General features: G+C 63.1%; 16 protein-coding genes. 7 read left to right on the top strand and 9 right to left on the bottom strand.

The features are described from left to right. Positions 1–79 precede the first annotated feature (79 nt). On the top strand, positions 80–949 hold the full coding sequence (locus tag CWI75_RS06515; protein ID WP_101520672.1) for a CPBP family intramembrane glutamic endopeptidase: 870 nt from the start codon (positions 80–82) through the stop codon (positions 947–949). Here CWI75_RS06515 and CWI75_RS06510 read toward each other — a convergent pair. The 3 genes from CWI75_RS06510 to CWI75_RS06500 are packed head-to-tail and all read right to left on the bottom strand — an operon-like array spanning position 906 to position 4,363. Then, positions 906–1,754, bottom strand: coding sequence for a DUF6544 family protein (locus CWI75_RS06510; protein ID WP_101520671.1), 849 nt, complete (start codon positions 1,752–1,754; stop codon positions 906–908). The two genes, CWI75_RS06515 and CWI75_RS06510, sit on opposite strands and share 44 nt — an antisense overlap. A 34-nt stretch (positions 1,755–1,788) precedes the next feature. Next, on the bottom strand, positions 1,789–2,625 hold the full coding sequence (locus CWI75_RS06505; protein WP_162300010.1) for a general secretion pathway protein GspB: 837 nt from the start codon (positions 2,623–2,625) through the stop codon (positions 1,789–1,791). A 43-nt stretch (positions 2,626–2,668) separates the two neighbouring features. Further along, positions 2,669–4,363: an ExeA family protein gene (locus CWI75_RS06500; RefSeq protein ID WP_101520669.1), complete on the bottom strand. Its 1,695-nt coding sequence runs from the start codon at positions 4,361–4,363 to the stop codon at positions 2,669–2,671. Between the two features lie 193 nt (positions 4,364–4,556). Here CWI75_RS06500 and CWI75_RS06495 point away from each other — a divergent pair, with 193 nt between their 5' ends. From CWI75_RS06495 to CWI75_RS06485, 3 genes are read left to right on the top strand one after another with little or no spacing between them, the layout of a single operon-like run. Beyond that, positions 4,557–5,843, top strand: a complete 1,287-nt coding sequence (locus tag CWI75_RS06495; RefSeq protein ID WP_101520668.1) for a thiamine pyrophosphate-dependent enzyme — start codon at positions 4,557–4,559, stop codon at positions 5,841–5,843. Continuing rightward, a complete protein-coding gene (locus tag CWI75_RS06490; protein ID WP_206604654.1) occupies positions 5,840–6,913 on the top strand; it encodes an alpha-ketoacid dehydrogenase subunit beta in 1,074 nt (357 codons plus the stop codon). The genes CWI75_RS06495 and CWI75_RS06490 overlap by 4 nt, the downstream gene beginning before the upstream one ends. A gap of 17 nt (positions 6,914–6,930) precedes the next feature. Beyond that, a complete protein-coding gene (locus CWI75_RS06485) occupies positions 6,931–8,298 on the top strand; it encodes a dihydrolipoamide acetyltransferase family protein (RefSeq protein ID WP_101520667.1) in 1,368 nt (455 codons plus the stop codon). A gap of 84 nt (positions 8,299–8,382) precedes the next feature. On the opposite strand, the gene CWI75_RS06480 is transcribed toward CWI75_RS06485, so the two are convergent. Genes CWI75_RS06480 through CWI75_RS06465 form a run of 4 tightly spaced genes read right to left on the bottom strand, consistent with a single transcriptional unit; the run spans position 8,383 to position 14,084 of the window. Further along, positions 8,383–11,886, bottom strand: a complete 3,504-nt coding sequence (locus CWI75_RS06480) for a 2Fe-2S iron-sulfur cluster-binding protein (protein WP_101520666.1) — start codon at positions 11,884–11,886, stop codon at positions 8,383–8,385. Next, positions 11,883–12,179, bottom strand: a complete 297-nt coding sequence (locus CWI75_RS06475) for a sarcosine oxidase subunit delta (RefSeq protein ID WP_101520665.1) — start codon at positions 12,177–12,179, stop codon at positions 11,883–11,885. The genes CWI75_RS06480 and CWI75_RS06475 overlap by 4 nt, the downstream gene beginning before the upstream one ends. A gap of 12 nt (positions 12,180–12,191) precedes the next feature. Then, positions 12,192–13,442 carry a sarcosine oxidase subunit beta family protein gene (locus CWI75_RS06470; RefSeq protein ID WP_101520664.1) on the bottom strand — a complete coding sequence of 417 codons (1,251 nt, stop codon included), beginning with the start codon at positions 13,440–13,442 and terminating at the stop codon, positions 12,192–12,194. A 54-nt stretch (positions 13,443–13,496) separates the two neighbouring features. Then, on the bottom strand, positions 13,497–14,084 hold the full coding sequence (locus CWI75_RS06465) for a helix-turn-helix domain-containing protein (protein ID WP_101520663.1): 588 nt from the start codon (positions 14,082–14,084) through the stop codon (positions 13,497–13,499). Positions 14,085–14,158: 74 nt separating this feature from the next. Between CWI75_RS06465 and tdh the strand changes: the two genes are divergently transcribed. Both tdh and kbl read left to right on the top strand, forming a co-directional pair. After that, positions 14,159–15,187, top strand: coding sequence for an L-threonine 3-dehydrogenase (gene tdh, locus CWI75_RS06460; protein WP_101520662.1), 1,029 nt, complete (start codon positions 14,159–14,161; stop codon positions 15,185–15,187). A 4-nt stretch (positions 15,188–15,191) separates the two neighbouring features. Continuing rightward, positions 15,192–16,379, top strand: a complete 1,188-nt coding sequence (gene kbl, locus CWI75_RS06455; RefSeq protein WP_101520661.1) for a glycine C-acetyltransferase — start codon at positions 15,192–15,194, stop codon at positions 16,377–16,379. 25 nt (positions 16,380–16,404) lie between these two features. On the opposite strand, the gene CWI75_RS06450 is transcribed toward kbl, so the two are convergent. After that, on the bottom strand, positions 16,405–16,953 hold the full coding sequence (locus tag CWI75_RS06450) for a PadR family transcriptional regulator (RefSeq protein ID WP_101520660.1): 549 nt from the start codon (positions 16,951–16,953) through the stop codon (positions 16,405–16,407). A 135-nt stretch (positions 16,954–17,088) separates the two neighbouring features. On the opposite strand from CWI75_RS06450, the gene CWI75_RS06445 reads away from it, so the two are divergent. Then, positions 17,089–18,054: an NAD(P)H-dependent flavin oxidoreductase gene (locus CWI75_RS06445; RefSeq protein ID WP_101520659.1), complete on the top strand. Its 966-nt coding sequence runs from the start codon at positions 17,089–17,091 to the stop codon at positions 18,052–18,054. A 30-nt stretch (positions 18,055–18,084) separates the two neighbouring features. Here the strand turns inward: CWI75_RS06445 and CWI75_RS06440 are convergent, their stop codons facing one another. Continuing rightward, complete coding sequence (locus CWI75_RS06440; protein ID WP_101520658.1) at positions 18,085–21,594, bottom strand: indolepyruvate ferredoxin oxidoreductase family protein; 3,510 nt, start codon at positions 21,592–21,594, stop codon at positions 18,085–18,087. Between the last annotated feature and the right edge of the window lie 71 nt (positions 21,595–21,665).

Below are 21,665 nucleotides of genomic sequence, written 5' to 3'. Positions count from 1 at the left end.
GCGTTGACGCATGTCAGCGAGGTCCCGCCGCGCGTTTGCGACTATAGTCTCGGTTTTTCCGGCCCCGGGAGCTTTTCGCATGCCGACTGAAACGCGTTTGACGTCTTCGACCAAAATACCGTCATCGGCGCTCGCGGCCTTTATCGGCATCACCTTTTTGATTACCTGGGGCCTGATAGGGTTCTATATTCTCTTCCCCGAGATGGCCGCCACCATTTTCGGGGAGATCAGCGGATCGCACCCGTTCTTCTTCCTTGCGACATGGTCTCCCGCGATCGCCGCCTTTGTGGTTGTGTTCCTGCATTCCGGCACCGCGGGCATCCGCGGGCTTCTGTCGCGGCTGTTCCTGTGGCGGTGCCCGGCGGGCTGGGTGGCCTTAATCCTCATCGGCCTGCCGCTGGTCTTTGTTGCGGGCTCGTTGATCGAGGCTGGCCCCGTGTTGGCGCCGCTGCCGCCCGAGGGCACAACCCCGGTCATCGCACTCCTGTTGATGATGCTGTTGCTGGGCCCGATCGAGGAATTTGGTTGGCGCGGCGTGGCACAACCCCTGTTGCAGCGGCACATGGCGCCGGTCTGGGCAGGGTTGCTGATTGGTGCGACATGGGGCGTGTGGCACCTGCCAGCGTTCTTCCTGTCGAGCACCGTCTATGCTGACTGGCACTTCCTCCCCTTCTTTGTCGGAAACGTGACCCTGGCGGTGCTGGTCACCCCGATTTTCAACCGGGCGCGAGGCAGCCTGCTGTGGCCAATGCTGTTTCACTGGCAACTGATCAACCCCCTCTGGCCCGACGCGCAGCCCTGGGACACGGCCATCCTGGTCGTCGTGGCGATTATCGTCGTGTGGTGGAATCGTGACACGATGTTCACGCGCGAAGGCGCGGTGACCGAGGTCGTGCCGGCGAAGATCATCCCGGCCCTGGCGCCGCCCAGGGGAACCGGATCGTCCTGACATCGGCTAGGAAGAAAGGGAAATAGTCGTCGGTCCCGAACAGGTTGCCCGCCTCGACCCGGAATGGCAGTCGATAGCCCCGGACCTCGCGGAAATCCGACAGCAAGGCGCCAAAGGGTTGCAAGCGATACACCTTGTCGGGGTTGGCGTTGCTCCAGCGCTGGAACGATACCGCGACCGGCCTACCGTCGCGATCGACAGTCACATCCACCGCCTGGCTCAGGTCGCCGTGGCGGACCGTCACTCGTGCGGTGTCATCGTTCACGGCCTCCCAGATAGCCAAAGGGCCGGGTAGCAGGGCCGCGGGGGTCCAGGCCACCGCTTCGGCAACGCAGCGACCGAAGGCCGATCGGGTATGATCGGGCGCTGCGCCCACCCGCACCACGGGGATGAGCCCGAAGATACGAAACCGCGTCCACATTCCAGAATCCGACCCCGAAACCGCCATCCCGCCGCGCGTACGCATCGCCCAGACGAAACCATCGGGGGCGGCGAGAATCTGCCGTGCGACCATCAGTTGATAAGACGGGCTATCCCTGGTCCCGAGGCTGAACCAGCCGCTCATTTCTATTTCGGCGACTCGCAGAAGCGGGGTGCCGGGCTCGATCATGAAGCTGAAGTAACGGCGTGCAGGCTCCGGCAGGCCCACAATCAACTGGTCGGAGTGACGCTGCGGGGTCTCCGGCTGGAGTGCTGCGAGACGCCGCCACTCTGCCCCGTCGGCACGCTGGTCGCCCAGGCGAAGGGCAACCAGAATAAGGATACCGCACAAAAAAAGCACAGCGAAGGCGCCGATAAATGTCATGAGCCCAGTATCCGCTGCCCGGGCTCACGCTGCATTACAGATTCACCCAACTGTTCAGGGCCCGCAGGCGAAATTGCTGGCCGGCATGGGTCAGCACCACGGAATCGGGCAGGATCTCCTCTACCGTCACCCCGCGGCCGACCGACTCCCCTGCGTGCGCCTGCTGGCCGTTGATGGTCACGGTCGAGCCGCCAGCGGCGCGATAGTCGTGCTGCAGGTACATGAGGGTGGGCACCGCGTCCTTGCCCTGCTGCGAAAGGTCGGCCAGAAAGGGTGCCGAGTGTTCGGCCAGGCGCACATCTTCCAGTGCCTGCTCCGCCGCCGTCAGCAGCCTGGCGATATCCACAGCCCCCTCCTCGGCAGGGGCAGCAGCCTGGGCTGTGATCGGCCCGGAGCTCACATCTGTTGCCGCGGGCTGCTGGTACAGGGCCGCCACCTCCGCACTGGCTTCCGCTGCGGGCAGTGGCGGCTGGGCGGGAGGCGCGGCTACCGGGGAAGCAGAAAGCCCGGTAGCTGCCTCCGGGTCCATAGCTACTTCTCCCGGCTTCTGCGACTCAGGGATAACTCCGGTTACCGGTGCCGTTGTTGCGGTATCCGGCGAAACCACAGGTGGAGGTGTCGGAGCCTCCGTAACTACAGCGGACAACGCCGTGGCCGGAGTGGGCGCTTGACCCCCATCGCGGCCCAATTCACGGCCCAGCAACACCCCGATCACCAGCACAGCAATGGCGAGAGCACCGGGCAAAGCGCGACGCCGCCAGGGATTCTCTGCCGCGGCGGGATAGTAATGTTCGCTGTCCACACCCGGTACCGGCACCATATTGTGCTGATCCTGTCGGGCACGGTTCAATGCTTCAAGAATCAGCGACATGCCCATACTCCATTGCCTGGCACTTTCGGATCTGTCGTTGCCATTACGGCGTGGGCTCCCCTGTCGCTGTCGTAATCGACTTCAATAAGTCCAGCGCCGCCCGGGCGGACAGATCGCGGCCCGCCAGCAGGTTGAGGCGCAACAGTGTCTGCTCCCCCACCACGCCATCGGCCAGCAACTGCTGCTCGCGCTGGAACAAGCGCACCCTGTCGGCCAGGGCCGCGGTATAACCGTTGTCGGCAAGCGGCTGCGGCTGCCCGTCGAAGCGCGCAAACAGTGCTGCCACGTCGGCGACCGCAGGGCTGGACTCGGCACGGCCGATGGGGCCGCTGAATGCCGCGGGGGGTCGCCAGAGCAGGCGGTAACCGCCGCGCCAGAGCGCCGCCACCTCGGTAAAGGGTACCCGGCGCAACGCATTCCCGGACCACAACAGGGCACGACCTTCATCCTCGCCCAGGAACAACGCCGCGGCGGCGAACCGGGCCGGTGTTACCAGATCCAGGATTAGCGGACGCTGCAGCGCCAGCAGTTCCTGCCAGGTCTCGGCGCTACCACGCAGGCAGCTCAGGGGGAAGCGGATGGCCTCATCGCACAGCTGTTCCAGGGCGGGTGCCGGACCTTCGGCCTGAAGCTGCCAGAGTTGCTCCAGGGCTGCCTGGGGAGCCAGCTGCCAGTCACTGGCTGTTGCCGCCGGTGCAGATACAACCGGGTCTGGAACCGGTGAGGCTGGTGCGAGGGTGACGGGGGCAGCTACGGCAACCGGCACAGCGTCGACAACTGCTGGCGACGGTGTGGACGCTATCGACTCCGCAGGCACAGTCGCCAGGGGCCATAACCACCACACCGATAGCGGCAGCGCCACCAGCACCACAGCACCGGCACCCAGCCAAAAAGTACGACGCGAGCTGTTATGCCGCGAGTCCTCCCCGCCCATGACCTCGGCCGCCGCTATCGCGAGCATCCCCTTGTCTGCGCGCTCGCGGTTGCGTCCGTAAGTACCGAGCAGGATACGGTCGCACAGGACATTGATCAGCCGCGGTATGCCACGGGTTATGCGATGAATGCCACGCACCACCTCGGGCGGAAATAACACCCGGCCCGGCGCCAGACCCGCCACCTGCAGGCGATGGCGAATATAAGCGGCAGTTTCCGGCGCGGTCAGGGGAGTGAGGTTATAACGCGCCGTAATGCGCTGGTTGAGCTGGCGCAGCTCGGGGCGTTGCAGCAGCCGGGCAAGCTCGGGTTGGCCGATGAGAATAATCTGCAGTAACTTTTCGCTATTGGTTTCAAGGTTGGTCAGCAGACGAATCTGCTCGAGTACATCAACATCCAGGTGTTGCGCCTCGTCAATCATCAACACCGTCTTGCGGCCGTCGGCATGGTTCTGCAGCAGGAAACGGTGGAGTCTGTCGGTAAGGGTTTTCAGCGTTGGCTGCTGGTTATCGTAGTCGATCCCCAGTTCGTCGCACACGGTGGCCAGCAACTCCAGTGCATCGAGCGCAGGGTTGAGAATAATGGCGATATCGGTATCCGCCGGCATCTGCTCCAGCAGGCAGCGATTGATGGTGGTCTTGCCGGTTCCCACCTCCCCGGTCAGCAGGATGAAACCGCCGCCGGCACCAACGCCATAGAGCAGATGTGCCAGCGCGTCCCGGTGCCGGGGGCTCATAAACAGGTAGCGCGGATTTACCGCGATGGAGAAAGGTGCTTCGGTGAGGCCGAAATACTGGTGATACATCTGCTGACGCGCTGCCTGTGTTCCGAAATCAGGCAGCCATTATGCCCAAGGGAGACGGGTGGCGCCATCGCTATACCCGGCATCGATCGTCGTGAACGCATAGTTAATTCCCGCCCGTTGGGCTATATTTTTACTATCCGGAGGCGCTATCGTCCCGCCGGGAGCGCGGAAGTCAGCGGCGGAGGAATACACCATGCCCAAAACTGGCGGCAACAAGCCCGTCGAGGCACGCGGCCACGCAGACGCTACCGGCACCTGGGTGAGCAAGTTGCATGTGCCGACCGGCTCTTCACGCCCCGGTGAAAAACCCGATTTCAGAGCACTGAACCTGGTGAGCGACGATGCCATGTTCCGGCCCGCGCCCGATTGTGAAACCAGGGAGGCAGAGCCCCTGGCCCACGGCCTGGTCCGGGTGCTGGATGACGAGGGCACGGCCGGCGGCCCCTGGCTGCCCGAGCTGTCGGACGAGCACTTGCTGCAGGGCCTGCGGCACATGGTGCACGTGCGCGCCTACGACGAGCGCATGTTCCGGATGCAGCGCCAGGGCCAGCTCTCCTTCTACATCAAATCCACCGGCGAAGAGGCCGTGGCAGTCGCCCAGGGCATGGCCCTGGACAGCGGCGACATGCTGTTTCCCGCCTATCGCCAGCAGGGCCTGCTGTTTGTTCGCGGGCGCGACGTGGTCGACATGATGTGTCATTGCATCTCCAACGCCCGGGACAACTGCAAGGGGCGGCAAATGCCGGTGTTCTATACCTGGAAGGACGGCAATTTCTTCAGCATCTCCGGCAACCTGGCGACCCAGTTCAGCCAGGCCGTGGGCTGGGCCATGGCCTCCGCCTACAAGGGCGAGGAGCATATTGCCGCCACCTGGGTCGGGGACGGCAGCACCGCGGAAGCCGATGTGCACAACGCCATGCTGTTCGCCGCGACCTACCGGGCACCGGTCATCCTCAATATCGTCAACAACCAGTGGGCGATCTCGACCCCGCAATCCTTCGCCGCCGGCGGCACCACCTTCGCCGCCCGGGCGCTGGGCTACAACATTCCCGGCATCCGGGTGGACGGCAATGACTTCCTGGCGGTCCATGCGGTCACCGACTGGGCGGCCCGGCGCGCGCGACGCGGGTTCGGGCCCACCGTGATCGAGCTGGTGACCTACCGGGTTGCCGGTCACTCCACCAGCGACAACCCTGACGCCTACCGGGCCCACAACGAGAGCGAGGCCTGGCCCCTGGGAGACCCGGTAGCGCGACTCAAGCAGCACCTGATTGGGCGCGACCTCTGGAGCGAACCACAGCAGCAGGCACTGGAAACCGAGCTGAAGGAAGCGATCAGCCGCGACTGGAAGCAGGCCCTGTCATACGGCTCCCTGGAGGACGGTCCGCACTGGCCGGTGGCAACGATGTTCGACGATGTGTTCCAGCACCTGCCCGCTCACCTGCTGCGCCAGCGCCAGCAACTGGAGGAAAAAGAATGAGCCGCAGTGCCAGCAAAGTTCCGGAAACGGAGCAGCCCGACGGCGAACAGGCGAGCATGAGTATGGTCCAGGCCATTAACTCGGCGCTACACTGCACGATGGCGGCCGATCCGGCCGTACTGGTGATGGGCGAGGACGTGGGCTTTTTCGGCGGTGTATTTCGATGTACCGAGGGTCTGTATGAGAAGTATGGCGCACACCGTGCGCTGGATACCCCGATCGCCGAAGGCGGTATCGTCGCCGCCGCCATCGGCATGGGCGTGAATGGCCTGCGCCCGGTAGTGGAAATGCAGTTTGCCGACTATATCTACCCGGCGATCGACCAGATCATCAGCGAACTGGCGCGGCTGCGCCACCGCAGTGGCGGCGAATTCTTCGCCCCGGTGACCATCCGCGCGCCCTGTGGCGGCGGCATCCGCGGTGGCCAGACCCACTCCCAGAGCCCCGAGGGGATCTTCACCCACGTCTGCGGCCTGAAAACCGTTATTCCCTCCAATCCCTATGATGCCAAGGGGTTGCTGATCAGCGCCATTGAGGATGACGACCCGGTGATGTTTTTCGAACCCAAGAGAATCTATAACGGCCCTTTCCACGGCCACGACAACAATGGCGGCGGCAGCGGGAGCTGGAGCGACCACCCGCTGGGGCAAGTGCCCATCGGTCACTACCGCATTCCGCTGGGCAAGGCAGCGACCATCCGCGCTGGGCGCCAGGTCACTGTACTGGCCTATGGCACCATGGTACACGTGGCCGCGGAAGCCATCCGCGCCAGCGGCATTGATGCGGAACTGCTGGACCTGCGCAGCCTGCTGCCCCTGGACATCGAGGCGGTGGCGGCGTCGGTACGGAAAACCGGCCGCTGCGTGGTCATCCACGAGGCGACCCGTACCAGCGGCTACGGCGCGGAGTTGGTCGCGGAAGTCCAGGAAACCTGCTTCTGGCACCTGCGCGCCCCCATCGAAAGGGTCACCGGATGGGATACCCCCTACCCGCACGCCTTCGAATGGGAGTACTTCCCCAGCCAGCGGCGCATTGTCGATGCCCTGCAGCGCACCCTGGCATACCACTGAGGCCATCGCGACCGATTATGGGTACATTCAGTTTCAAGCTCCCGGACCTCGGCGAAGGCATCGTCGAATCGGAGATCAGCAAATGGCATGTCGCGGTCGGTGACACGGTCCGCGAAGACCAGCCGGTCGCGGATGTGATGACCGACAAGGCGGTGGTCGAAGTGACCGCCCCGGTAGACGGCGTGGTGACCGCGCTGGCCTGCGCGGCCGGCGAGGTACTGCCAGTAGGCCGGGAACTGATCCGTTTCGAAGTGGAGGGCAAGGGCAATGCGCCCGCGGGCCAGCCCGCTGCGGAGCCGGCGCCAGCGTCGCCGCCGGCATCGGCTGAGACAGCTGCACCAGACAGGGGCGATGAGCGCGGTGGTCGCGATCAACACGTTGCGGAGACGGAGACCGGCACGGACACGGATACGGATACGGACGACAATGTAGCTTCGGCGCAGCCTGCCAGCGGCCCTCCGCGAATGGACACAATGACCCCCGCCCTGCCTCATCGCACCGTGCTGACTTCACCCTCGGTGCGGCAGCGGGCGCGGGAACAGGGTATCGACCTCAGCCTGGTACCCGGCAGTGGCCGCGAAGGCAGAATTGACAACCGCGACCTGGAAGCCTTTCTCGAGGCCATGGGACGGCTGACCGCCACGGACCAGCGACACCCGCGTAGCGGCAGCAGGGAGACGCCGATCACCGGCCTGCGCCGAATCATCGCGCGCAAAATGGCAGCGGCCAAGCGGACTATTCCGCACTACTCCTATATCGAGGAAATCGACCTCACCCAGCTGGAGGAGCTGCGCTCGCAGCTCAACAACAGCCGCACCGGCGAGCAACCGAAACTGACCCTGCTGCCTTTAATCATGCTCGCGCTGGCGCGGGTGCTGCCGGATTTTCCGCAGTGCAATGCGCAGTTCAATTCCGAGACCGAAGTGCTGACCGAACACGAGGCAATTCACATGGGAATTGCCACCATGACAAAAAACGGGCTGCTGGTACCGGTGGTACGCCACGTGGAGGCACTGGACCTGTGGCAGGCGGCGGGAGAACTGGCCCGCCAGACAGCGGCGGCCCGTGAGCAACGGAGCGCGGCCGCGGACCTGCAGGGCTCCACTATCACCATCACCAGTCTGGGGGCAATCGGTGGGATTGCCACGACCCCGGTCATCAACGCCCCGGAAACCACGATCCTCGGCATCAACAAATTGCAGCAGCGACCGATGGTACGCCAGGGCAATATCGAGGTGCGCAGCATGATGAACCTGTCGGCCTCCTTCGATCACCGCGTTGTCGACGGCTACGACGGGGCGCAACTCATACAGGCACTGAAACAGCTGCTGGAGCAGCCGGCGGCGATTTTTGTACCGTCTTTCCCGCGGCCCGGCCAGACATAAAACTGCCGGGGTGCCGACAGTTCAAATACCACATGGAGTTTTTTTGCAGGGCCCGGCCAGTCGCGCGAACGCCTCGACACCGGATCAGCAATCGCGGCTCGCGGCCTGAAACCATTCACCCAGGTAAATCGCCAGCGAACGGCAGGCAAAGAGCAGGAAATCATCCGCTTCGGTCGGCTTGAACAGCATCACCGGTATACCCGCAAACCGGGTGACTGTGCAACTGCCGGGGCAAAACTGCTGTGGATGCAGATCAACTGTCGTGCCGCGGGCGAGTATATCCCGTACCCGGGCGCCCTCCAGGGCCAATATCACCCGGCCATCGGTTATCAGGGTCGCAACAGTGCAGAGTTCAGCCGTCGCCTCGCGCAGGGCGTACAACATCGACTTGCCCAAGCCGGTGGGTACCGTCAGCATCCATTCCCCGGGAGCGGACCATAGCCAGCGTTGATCACCCCGCCAGTGCACCTCGCCCGGGCCGGGCAGCTCCATACCCAGTGCGGCAACCAGGGCGGGGACCTGTTCAGGGTCGCGATGGAATACCTGCAGACGGATCAAGTCACACTCCGTATATTCGCTTAACCGGAACCCAACCTTGTCAACGCCCGGAATGGTCGCCATCGGCAGTTGCGCGGCCAGGTTTCCTGGCGGCAGCGCGACGGGCGCCAACCCGGATACCTCGGGCGCCAACTGCAGGCGCTCTCCACCCGGGTCATATGAACAGGGCGCCACCAGCCGCGCCGGCTGGGCCTTGCCTTCGTAGTACACCGCTACGGTCTCGCCCTGCCGCCTCTGCGCCGCGGCCACAATCCCCAGCGCCACGGTGCGGCCCAGGGTCGGGCTGAAACACGCGGAGGTGACATAGCCCGCTGAACCCCTGCCGTCTTCGGCCAGGACATGGGCTCCGTTGACAATGGTTGCCGTCGTGTCGAGAGTGGTATCGAGAGTGGTATCGAGAGTGGTGTCGAGCAATTCAATACCCGTGAACTGCAGCCGGTCCGGATCCAGCCCCACATCCAGCGCCAGCGAGCGACGGCCGATAAAATCCCCGGTCTTTTTCGCCATCGCGCCGGCCCAGCCCAGGTCCTGGGGCATGGTGTTGCCGTCCGTATCCGAGCCCACATGCAGATAGCCCTTTTCGGTACGCAGCACCATCAGCGACTCGATACCGAAAGGGGTGATACCGAACGATGCGCCCGCCGTCATCAATGCCTCCCACAGGGATCGCCCATAACCCGCGGGCACGCTGAGCTCGAAGGACAGTTCGCCGGTAAAACTGGCGCGCAGGATACGCGCCGGCACTCCGCACAGGGTGCCTGCGCGGAACTGCATGTGTGCAAAGGCCTCGCGACTAAGGTCGATATCCCCCGGCAGCTGCCCCAGCACGGCGCGCGCATGGGGGCCACTCAGCATCAGGGTTGCCCACTGGGTAGTGACGTTGGTTACCAGCACCCGCAGTGCCATCCACTCACACTGCAGCCATTCCTCCAGTGTCGCGTGCACCACACTGGCGCCACCACTGGTGGTGTGCAGGAGGAAGTGATCCTCCGCCAGGCACACCACCACGCCATCGTCCACCACAATACCTTTCTCGTTCAGCATCAGCCCGTAGCGCGCGGCGCCCACCCTGAGGGTGATGATGTTGTTGATGTACAGGCGGTTGAGGAATTCGCGGGCATCCGGGCCGCGCACTTCCAGCTTGCCCAGGGGCGAGTAATCGAGTAATCCCACAGCCTCGCGCACCCCACGCACTTCGCGGGCAATCGTGTCTGCTTCACATTCTGCGGCGCGCGGATAATACTCGGGCCGCTGCCAGCCACCCATGTCGGCAAGGTGTGCGCCCAGTGCCACATGGCAGGCATGGGCCGGCAGCTGCTGGAACGGCTTGTAAAGGGCACCCAGTTCAACACCGGCATAGGCACCGAGGGTGGTGGGATGATACGGCGGCCGGAAGCGGGTGGTGCCCACCTCGGGAATGCTGCGCTGCGTCGCCTGCGCCAGGATACCGAGGCCGTTAACGTTACTGGTCTTGCCCTGGTCGATGGACATGCCGTTGGTGGTGTAGCGCTTGACGTGCTCCACCGAGACATAGTTTTCCCGGGCTGCCAGCTGGATATCCGATGCGGTAACGTCGTACTGGAAATCCACCCACTGGTACTCGGGAGACAGTCCCGGTGTGAGCCACTGGGCCCTGGTATTCAGGGGCTGGCTGAAGTCGCCGTTGGCGCGACCGACCACTGTCACCGCCTGTGCCGGGTCGCCAGGCACAAAACAGCTGTCGGACTCGCGCCAATCCAGCTTGCCCCCCGACTGGGAGAACAGGTGAACCGTCGGCGTCCAGCCCCCGGACATGGCCAGTAGGTCACAGGCCAGGGTCTCCCGCGGCCCCTGGACGTCGTTCCCGTCCGCGGACAGCTGTTGCACCAGCACCTGGCGCATGCCACGACGGCCGCGGGTATGCACCACGGTGTATCCCGCCAGGCAGCGAATACCCGCCTCCGCTGCGCGCTGCAACAGCGCGGGCGCCACTTCGCGGCGGATATCCACCACCGCCGCGACCGGCACGCCGCAGGCTGCCATCTCCAGCGCCCCGTGCCAGGCTGAATCGTTATTGGTGAAAAATACCATGCGTTCGCCCAGGACCAGGCCATAGCGGTGGGTATATTCGCGCACCGCACCGGCCAGCATGATACCGGGGCGGTCATTGTGGGGAAACACAAGTGGCCGCTCCAGGGCGCCGGTGGCCAGCACAACGCGCCCGGCCACAATGCGCCAGAAGACCTCCCGGGGCTGTGAGGAACCTGCCTGTGGACCCAGGTGGCTGGTCACGCGCTGCAGTGCCGTCAGCATGTTGTGGTCGTGATAACCATTGGCGGTAGTGCGGGGCATCAGGGTAATGTTCGGGTATCGCGCAATCTGTGCCAGGGTCCTTGTCAGCCAGGTGCGCTCCGCCGGTTCCGGGCTCGCCAGCAGGGCGCCTCCCGGCACCTCCTGTTCATCGAGTAGCAGCACCCGGCAGTCCGGATCAGCCGCCGCTGCGAGCGCCGCCTGCAAACCCGAACGGCCGCCACCGACCACAACCACCTCCGCATGCACAGTCTGTTGCAGGTAGGTATCCGGGTCCGGCGCCGAAGGGGCGCTGCCCAGGCCAGCCACCCGCCGCACCAGAGGTTCCCACATCTGCCAGTTCGGCCACATGAAGGTCTTGTAATAAAACGATGCCGGCAACACTTTCTTGAACAGTCCCAGCACTGCATAAATGTCGAACCGAACCGAGGGCCAGGCGTTCTGGCCCCGGGCATTCAACCCCTGGTACAGCGGCACCAGGGTCGCCCGCACGTTGGGCTCGGTAAATGCGCCCTCTTCCAGCTGCACCAGGGCACCGGTCTCTTCCTTGCCGGCGGCAAAGACGCCCCGGGGACGGTGCAACTTGAAGCTGCGCCCGATGATGGTTACCCCGTTGGCCAGCAGGGCCGAGGCAAGGGTATCGCCGTGGTAGCCGTGGCAGGTCTTGCCATCAAACTGAAAGGCCAGGCGCTCCCGGGTGTCCACCTGGGTATGCGGCAGGCGCTGCTGTCCCGGCTTCATGCCTTATCTCCAGGCACATCAGGCAATTCCGGCTTCGGCTCGCTCATTGTGTATACCGCGAGAATAGCGTGGCTCACGGTATGCCGGGCGACATTGAACCACTGCCCACAACCGAAACCGTGGTGCCAGCGCTCGTAGTGCAGCCCCTTCGGATTGTCGCGCTGGTACAGGTACGCCGCCCACTCGCCATCGCTTGCCCGGGCGGGATCCGGCCGGGCAATATGGGACTGGCCCCCACAGGTGAATTCGTCTTCGGTACGGCTGCCACACCAGGGGCATTCGATGCGCATCATGTCAATTCCACCTCAGTGGGCCACGCCCGCTGCCGCACCCTCGTCAATCAGGCGGCCACGGGCGAAACGATCCAGGGAAAAGGGCTCCACCAGCGGGTGCGGCGCGTCGTGGGCAATGGTGTGGGCGAAGGTTTCACCGCCCGCGGGAATGGCCTTGTAACCCCCCGTACCCCAACCGGTGCTGATATAAAAACCGCTAACCGGGGTTTTTGACACAATGGGGCTCGCGTCCGGGGCAATATCAACGATGCCGCCCCACTGCCGCATCAGCTTCATCCTGCTCAACATGGGATAGAGTTCAACCGCCGCGTTGAGCACCGCTTCCGTCGCCGGCAGGCTGCCACGCTGTCCGTAGGACGGATGGGTATCCGCGCCGCCGCCAATAACAATCTCGCCGCGATCCGACTGGGAAATATAGCAGTGCACCATGGGCGACATCACCACATGGTCCAGGCAGGGTTTCACCGGCTCACTGACCATGGCCTGCAGGGTCTGGCTGACGATGGGCAGTTTCACCCCCGCCATCGCCGCCACCACCGTGCTGTGGCCCGCCACGGCCATCCCCACCTTGTCCGTGCGAACGGTGCCACGGTTGGTCCGCACGCCGCGTATACGGCCGTCATTCACGTCGATGCCGGTGACTTCACAGTTTTGAATGAGATCCACGCCCAGGCTGTCCGCCGCGCGAGCATAGCCCCAGGCCACCGCATCGTGCCGGGAAATACCACCGCGGCGCTGAATGAAGCCACCGTGAACCGGGTAGCGGGCGCCCGCGCTCATATTCAACAACGGTACCATCTCCGCGATCTGTTCGCGGCTGAGCACTTCGGAATCCACGCCCTGCAGTTGGATGGCCGTGGCCCAGCGCCTGAAAATCTCCATTTCGTGGCGGCTGCAGGCCAGGTTGATGATGCCAATCTGGCTCAGCATGATGTTGAAGTTCAGGTCGCGACCCAGGGTTTCGTAGCGCTTGAGGGAGTGCTCGTAGAAACGGGTACTCTCCGGGTAAAAATAATTGGAACGGCTGACCGCGGTGTTGCGGCCAGTGTTGCCGCCCCCCAGCCAGCCCTTCTCCAGCACCGCGATATTGCTGATGCCGTGCTCCTTCGCCAGGTACCAGGCGGTGGCCAGGCCGTGGCCGCCGCCGCCGATGATCACCACATCGTAGTGGGGCTTGAGCTCGGGGCTGCGCCAGGCCCGTGGCCAGTGGCGATGGTCCGAGAAGGCGTTTTTCAGCAGCGAAAACGCTGAATACCGGTTCATGGCACTATCCAGGTAATGATCGAACGCCCTATCTTACGCGCTTTTTGCCTGAATTCATTTATAGGTCACCACCAGGTAGCCCTGTAATGCCACCTCGCCGGTAGCGCGAATACTGTGCTCGACATCGGCGCGGTAGTGCGCGGAGTCTCCCGCCGCCAGCGTACATTCGGCGGCTCCGGTCACAATCGCGGCCTGCCCGGCAGTCACCGTAAACAACTCCCGGGTGCCATTAAAGTGTGGCGCACTGTCCAGGCTGGCACCGGGCTGGATTTTCAGCTCGTAGAATTCCACATTTTTTTCCATGTGCAACGGGGACAAGGTACGAATCTGGCACTCAGGGTCCGCCCTGAACAAGGACGTCGGGTCATCCCCGCGCACGACTTCAATCAGGCCACTGGCGGCGGGGTCATCCACCAGTTCGCCTATAGTAAGACCAAAGGCTTTGGCAATGCGGAAGGTTACCGCCAGGGTCGGGTTCGCCTGGCCCCGTTCAATCTGGCTCAGCATGGAGCGACTGACCCCGGATGCCGCCGCCAGCTGTTCCAGGGTGAAACTGCTACTCTGGCGTAATGCGGTAACCCGTTCGGACAGGACTCTGCCGGCGGGATCGGGGGCGGGCCTGGCACTCGGATCGTCCGTCATAGTAGATAAAGTTCTTGTATATGGGATAAAGGGATTCTATCATACCGGAACTTTTCCACAATAGTGAGACTCCGATGAAAGCACTGGTCAAGAAAGAAGCGAGCAAAGGACTCTGGCTGGAAGACGTACCCGAGCCCAAAACCGGTATCAACGACGTCCTGATCAAGGTGCTGCGTACCGCCATCTGCGGCACCGACATGCACATCTACAATTGGGATGCCTGGGCACAGAAAACAATCCCGGTACCCATGGTGGTGGGCCACGAGTTCGTGGGTGAAATCGTCGACGTCGGCGCCAATGTGGTGGACTTTCGGCCGGGCCAGATTGTCTCCGGCGAAGGCCATGTGGTCTGCGGCCGTTGCCGAAACTGCATGGCGGGGCGCCGCCATCTCTGCGCCAGAACCAGCGGCATAGGCGTAGACCGGTCCGGTGCCTTTGCCGAGTATGTGGCGCTGCCCATGTCCAACGTCTGGGAGCATTCACCGGGGATAGACCTTGATGTCGCCGCGCTATTCGACCCTTTCGGCAATGCCGTACATACCGCCCTGCAATTTGACCTGCTCGGCGAGGACGTGCTAATCACCGGCGCGGGCCCCATCGGTGCCATGGCCGCGGCTGTGTGCCGGCACGCCGGTGCGCGCCATGTGGTAATCACCGATGTCATTGACCAGCGCCTGGCACTGGCGGCAACGCTGGGTGCCACCCGCACGGTTAATGTCACCCGGGAAACCCTGGCCGAGGTGCAGCAGTCCCTGGGCATGCACGAGGGCTTCGATGTGGGCCTGGAAATGTCCGGTAATCCCCAGGCCTTCCGGGACCTGCTGGCCAGCATGTGCCACGGCGGCAAGGTCGCAATGCTCGGCATTCCCAGCGAAAACACCGCCATCGACTGGAACACCGTGATCTTCAACATGCTGACCCTGAAGGGTATCTACGGCCGCGAAATGTACGAGACCTGGTACAAGATGTCAGTGATGATTGAGTCCGGGCTGGATATCTCACCGGTGATCACCCACCGCATGAATTTCCGGGACTTCCAGCAGGGCTTTGATGTCATGAATGCCGGGGAAGCCAGCAAAGTTGTCCTGAACTGGGAGGAGTAAGACCATGTATGACCGTTTTCAGGAACACCTGGCCCAGGAACTGGACGATATCCGGAGCGCCGGGCTGTACAAGCACGAGCGCCTGATCACCACGCCCCAGGGCGCCCATGTAGGCGTTAAGGGGCGCGAAGTACTGAACCTCTGCGCTAACAATTACCTGGGCCTGGCGCAGCACCCGGAAGTCAATGCCGCCGCCGCACAAGGCCTCGCGGACTACGGTTATGGCATGGCCTCGGTGCGTTTCATCTGTGGCACCCAGACTTTGCACAAGCAGCTCGAGGAGCGCCTGTCCGCGTTCCTGGGCACCGAGGATACCATCCTTTACCCGTCCTGCTTCGACGCCAACGGCGGCCTCTTTGAAACCCTGCTCGGGGAACAGGACGCGGTCATTTCCGATGCGCTCAATCACGCCAGCATTATCGACGGCATCAGGCTGAGCAAGGCCAAGCGCTTTCGCTACAACAACAACGACATGGCGGACCTGGAGGTGCAGCTCAAGGCGGCCGACGCTGCCGGCGCGCGCTTCAAGCTGATCACCACTGACGGGGTATTCTCCATGGACGGCTACATAGCGCGCCTGGACGAGATCTGCGACCTCGCCGAGCGCTACCAGGCCCTGGTGCACTTTGATGACTGCCACGCCACCGGCTTCCTCGGTGCAGGCGGGCGCGGCACCCACGAACTGCGCGGCTGCATGGACCGGGTGGACATTATCACCGGCACGTTGGGGAAAGCCCTCGGCGGCGCCAGCGGCGGCTATACCGCGGCGCGCCAGGAGGTTGTCGACCTGCTGCGCCAGCGCTCGCGGCCCTACCTGTTTTCCAATACCGTGGCGCCTCCGGTGGTGGCGGGAGCGATCAAGGCGGTGGAGCTGGTGACGTCGGCGCCAGAGCTGCGCACCCGACTTGCCCACAATACCGCACGTTTCCGGGCAGGCCTGGAGGCATCGGGCTTTGAACTGCTACCGGGGGAACACCCGATTGTGCCGGTGATGCTGCACGATGCCGCAATCGCCGCCCGCTTTGCCGAGGCGATGCTGGCGCAGGGTGTGTATGTGGTGGCGTTCTCATTCCCGGTGGTGCCCAAGGGCAAAGCCAGGATCAGGACCCAGATGTCCGCCGCACTGAGCGACGACGACGTCGATTTCGCGATCGAGGCCTTCGCCAGGGCCGGGCGCGAGTGCGGCCGTTAGCGCGGCAGCCTGCTCCCCTTCGCCCCTAAGGACGCTGGTCCACGGTCGCCAGCAACGCCAGCGCTTCATCGCACCAGCTGAGGGTATGCTCGCCCTGGCGAATGCCCGCCAGCAGTGCCAGGTAGACACCCTTGCGTCGCACCGGCAAGGTCGCCGGGTCCGCGTAGTGGCGGCGCCGTATTTTCTCGTACAGGTACAGCCGCTGCATCATCTGCTCCCGACGCTGTTCAATCTCCGCGGCCAGGTGCGAAGCGTTGTGCTCAGCGAGGTTATACAGCTTGACGAACAGGTCGTCCTTGCCCTCCTGCACCCGGCTGCCACCCAGCACCCAGGCCTCCAGGGCGACGTGCCCGACCGGGGTCAGGGCATAGACTATCTTGTTCGGTTTCCCGGCCTGGGGCACCGTTTCCTGCTGTAACCACCCCTTGGCCGCCAGCTTGTGCAATTCCTGGTAAATCTGCTGATGGCTGGCGCGCCAGAACAGGCCCAGCGAAACATCGAAGGCCTTGGCCAGCTCGTAGCCGGACATGGTGTCCTCCAGCAAGGCCGTCATTATCGCGTGAGACAGTGCCATAGCGGATGTCGTATCTCCGGGTCGTAGTTATGTCCAGCTTACTCCGCGCTCTCTTTTTATGCAAAAGGTTGCATAAAAAATAAATATGCAATAAATTGCATAAATTCGACCACCATCCCTTTGGAGTTAAGCCCCATGGCCCTACCCGCTATTTTGAAAGACCGCCTGCGCCTGCCCGCCGTTGCCGCGCCGATGTTCATTATTTCCAACCCGGATCTGGTGATTGCCCAGTGCAAGGCCGGCATCGTCGGCTCGTTCCCTTCCCTGAATGCACGTCCCGCTGAAGCGCTGGACCAGTGGCTGGACAAGATCACCACCGAGCTTGCCGCCTGGGATGCCGCCAACCCGGATCAACTGTCCGCTCCCTTCGCGGTAAACCAGATTGTGCACGGCTCCAACGATCGCCTGCAGCATGATCTGGAAATGTGCGTGAAGTACAAGGTCCCGATCGTAATCACCTCGCTGGGCGCCAAGGAGTTCGTCAATGAGGCGGTGCATTCCTATGGCGGCATCGTGCTGCACGACATTATCAACAACCGCTTTGCCCGCAAGGCCATTGAGAAAGGCGCGGATGGCCTGATCGCCGTGGCTTCCGGTGCGGGTGGCCACGCCGGGCCAATTTCACCGTTTGCCCTGGTCCAGGAAATTCGCGAGTGGTTCGACGGCCCGTTATTGCTCTCCGGCTCCATCGCCACCGGTGACGCCATTCTCGCAGCACAGGCCATGGGCGCGGACCTGGGCTACGTGGGCTCTGCCTTCATCGCCACTCTCGAAGCCAACGCCGAGCAGGCCTACAAGCAGGCAATCGTGGACAACGGCGCATCGGATATTGTTTACAGCAACCTGTTTACCGGCATCCATGGCAATTACCTGCGGCCCTCCATTGAGGCCGCCGGGCTGGACCCGGACAACCTGCCGGTCAGTGACCCGACGGCGATGAACTTTGGTTCCGGCGGTGGTTCCGATGCCAAGGCCTGGAAAGACATCTGGGGCTGCGGCCAGGGTATCGGCGCCGTCAAGGACATCCTGCCGGCGGCGGAGCTGGTGGCGCGCCTGCAGCGGGAATACGCCGCCGCCCGCCAGCGACTGCTGGGCGGCTGATCGGCGCCAATAACAGGCCGCGGCTGCCGTTCAGCCGGCCGCGGACTCAATGGCAGGATGGAGCTGGACGCTATCATCCGGGTTATGGAAGCGCCGCAACAGGTTTGTCCGCAGTTGCTGGTACGCAGTAATCGATTCCGCTTTTACCGGCCCATAGCCGCGAATCTGGTCGGGAAGATTCGCGCATTCCAGGGCAATAGCGTAATTTTCCGCGGTGAGGCCCGCCAGCAGATCCTCCACCAGCGCCTGGTAATCGGTGATCAGGGCTCGCTCCTGGCGCCGGTCAGGCAGGCGACTGAAGGGATCCAGCCAGCTCCCGCGCACGCCCCTGCACCTGGCCAGCAGCGCAAAAACAGGCAGCATCCAGGGACCAAACGTACGTTTACGCGGGCGCCCCTGCTCATCCACACCGCGGTTGAAGATTGGCGGCGCAAGGTGGAATTTGAGTGTGTAGTCGCCCTCAAAAGTCTCCGCGAGCTGTTTGCGAAAGCTGCCGTCGGTGTACAGGCGCGCCACTTCATACTCATCCTTGTAGGCGAGCAGCTTGTAGAGGTTGCGGGCAATCGCTTCACTAAGGCCGCTTCGGCCCGGCGTTACTTCACGCTCGCGAGCCCGTACCTGGGCAATACGAGCCTCGTAGTCCCCGGCATACGCCTTGTTCTGGTATTCCACCAGCAGACCGGCGCGGTAGGCCACGATCTCATCCAGTGACTCCGGCAACCTGATCACATCCACAAGCCCCGCCATGCGGGAGACATAATCAGGATCTTGCGCGGCAATTCTGCCCCAGCCGAAGGCCTGCAGGTTTTCGGTGACATTAACGCCGTTGAGTTCGAGTGCCCGCTCCAGCGCGGCCCTGGAGACCGGCACCAGGCCCTGTTGCCAGGCATGCCCCAGCAGGAACACATTCGCATACACGGTGTTGCCGAGAATGCGTTCCATCAGCTCATTGGCGGCCACAGTGTGCAGATTGTCCTTGCCGACGGCGCCGGCAAGTGCCTCGATACGCTCACCCATCCTGATCGTCGAATTGCGGTCGCGAACAAACTGGCCGCTGGGCACTTCACTGTGATTCACCAGCACCCGGGTGCGGTCCTTCGCCAACACGGCCAGCGACCTGGCGTCGGTGCCGACCACGATGTCACAGGCCACCAGCGCGTCGGCATGACCATCGGCAATCCGCACCTGGTTCAGGCTGGCGGGGCTGCTACCGATGCGGATGTGACTGATAACCGCGCCGCCCTTCTGGGCAAAACCGGTAAAATCCAGGACACTCGCACCCTTGCCCTCAAGATGGGCCGCCATGGTGATCAGCGCACCCACCGTTACCACGCCGGTGCCCCCGATGCCGCCGACCAGCAGGTTGAAGTTATCCGCCAGGTCCGCTGTCGGTGGCAGGGGCAGTTCGGCAACCCGTCGTTCAAAGTCCTGGCCCGCAGTATCCACCGCGGGTTTTCTCAAACGGCCGCCGGAGACGGAGACAAAGCTGGGACAAAATCCTTTTACACAGGAATAATCCTTGTTGCACGAGGACTGGTCGATTTTGCGTTTGCGCCCCAGCGGTGTGTCGACCGGATAGATGGAAAGACAGTTTGACTGGACTGAGCAGTCGCCGCAGCCTTCGCACACGGCCTGGTTGATGAACATGCGCCGGTCGGGGTCGGGATAGGCGCCCTTCTTGCGCAGGCGTCTTTTTTCCGCCGCACAGGTCTGGTCATAAATCAGTACCGTCACCCCGGGAATCTCTCGCAGTTCCCGTTGTACCGTATCCAGCAGGTCCCGATGGTAAAACTGCGTCTGCGGGGGAAATAACGTTTTATTGGTGTATTTCTCGGGTTCGTCGCTCACCACTGCAATGGTCTGCACCCCTTCGGCACGCACCTGGCTGGCTATGCCGGGAACGGTGATTACCCCGTCAACGGGCTGGCCGCCGGTCATGGCCACCGCATCGTTAAACAGGATTTTATAGGTAATGTTGGTCGCGGCCGCCACAGCCTGGCGGATCGCCATATAGCCCGAGTGAAAATAGGTGCCTTCCCCCAGGTTCTGGAAAACATGTCCGTTGCCGATAAACCGGGATTTACCTACCCAATTAACGCCCTCGCCGCCCATCTGGATAAGGGATTCGGTATTGCGGTCCATCCAGGAGGCCATGAAATGGCACCCGATACCGGCCAGTGCCTTGCTGCCTTCCGGCACCCGGGTTGAGGTATTGTGGGGACAGCCCGCGCAAAAATAAGGAGTGCGCTTGACGTCGGTGGGCGCCACCACGGTCACCTGGCGGGCTTGCAGTGCCGCCAGTTCCCGGTCAAAACGTACCTCCGGATACTCATGGCTTATGCGTGCGGCGACAATCGGTGCCAGCAGGGCGGGACTCAGCTCTCCTGTCCAGGGGACCAGCGGACGGCCCTCCTCGTCGTACTTGCCCACCATCCGGCTGGGCTTGTCACTCTGGTAGTCGTACAGCGCCTCCTTTAGCCCACTTTCAATAATGCCGCGCTTTTCCTCCACCACCAGCACTTCCTGCTTGCCCCGCAGGAACGCGCGGGCACCTTGTGTTTCCAGCGGCCACACCATCCCGATTTTATAAATATCAATACCCAGCGCCCGGGCGCGCTGCTCATCGATACCCAGCAGCCGCAACGCCTCCATCAGGTCCAGGTGACCCTTGCCGGTGGTAATGATGCCGAATTTGGCGTCGGGGAGATTGTAGATTGCGCGGTCGATGGGATTGGCCCGGGCGAAAGCCCGTACCGCTTCCAGCTTGGCAACCATCCGCCCTTCCACCTGTGGCCCCGGCAGATCCGGCCAGCGATAATGCAAGCCGTACTCTGGCGCCACGTAGTCTTCCGGCGTCCTGAACTCACGCACACAGGCGAGATCTACCGATGCCGCGCTTTCCACGGTTTCCGATATGGCCTTGAAGCCCACCCAGGTACCCGAATAGCGCGACAGGGCAAAACCGTAAAGCCCATACTCGATGTATTCCGCGACCGTTGCCGGGTTGAGAGTAGGCATAAAATACGCCATGAAGGCGACGTCCGACTGGTGCGACATGCTGGATGACACGCAGCCGTGGTCGTCACCGGCAATGACCAGGACCCCGCCATGGGGAGAGCTGCCATAGGCATTGCCATGCTTGAGCGCGTCTCCGGAGCGATCCACCCCGGGCCCCTTGCCATACCAGATCGAAAACACACCATCGACCTCACGCGCAGAGTCGGTCTCTACCTGCTGGGTGCCCAGGATGGCGGTCGCCGCCAGGTCTTCATTCACCGCCGGCAGGAACTCGATATCGTGTTCCCGCAGGAACCGGTCGGCTCGCCACAATTCGAGATCGTACGCCCCCAGGGGAGAACCGCGGTAACCGGAAATAAAACCGGCGGTATTCAGCTTCTGCCGACGATCCAGCTCACGCTGCAACATCGGTAGCCGCACCAGGGCCTGGGTGCCGGTCAGGAATACCCGGCCCGTGCTGCGCAGATAGCGGTCCTCAAGCTCATAGATATCGAGTGCGGGCGTAATCGGGGACTGGCTCATGGTGGAATCCAAATGAAGGTGACACTGCTACTGTAATCCCTTCAGGCTGGAATGTGCTTTCGATTATTTAG

Origin of the sequence: Kineobactrum sediminis (assembly GCF_002868715.1) — a bacterium.
Taxonomy (GTDB): Bacteria; Pseudomonadota; Gammaproteobacteria; order Pseudomonadales; family Halieaceae; genus Kineobactrum; species Kineobactrum sediminis.
The sequence above is the reverse complement of the archived record's forward strand: the minus strand, read 5'-3'. Positions and strand labels throughout refer to the sequence as shown.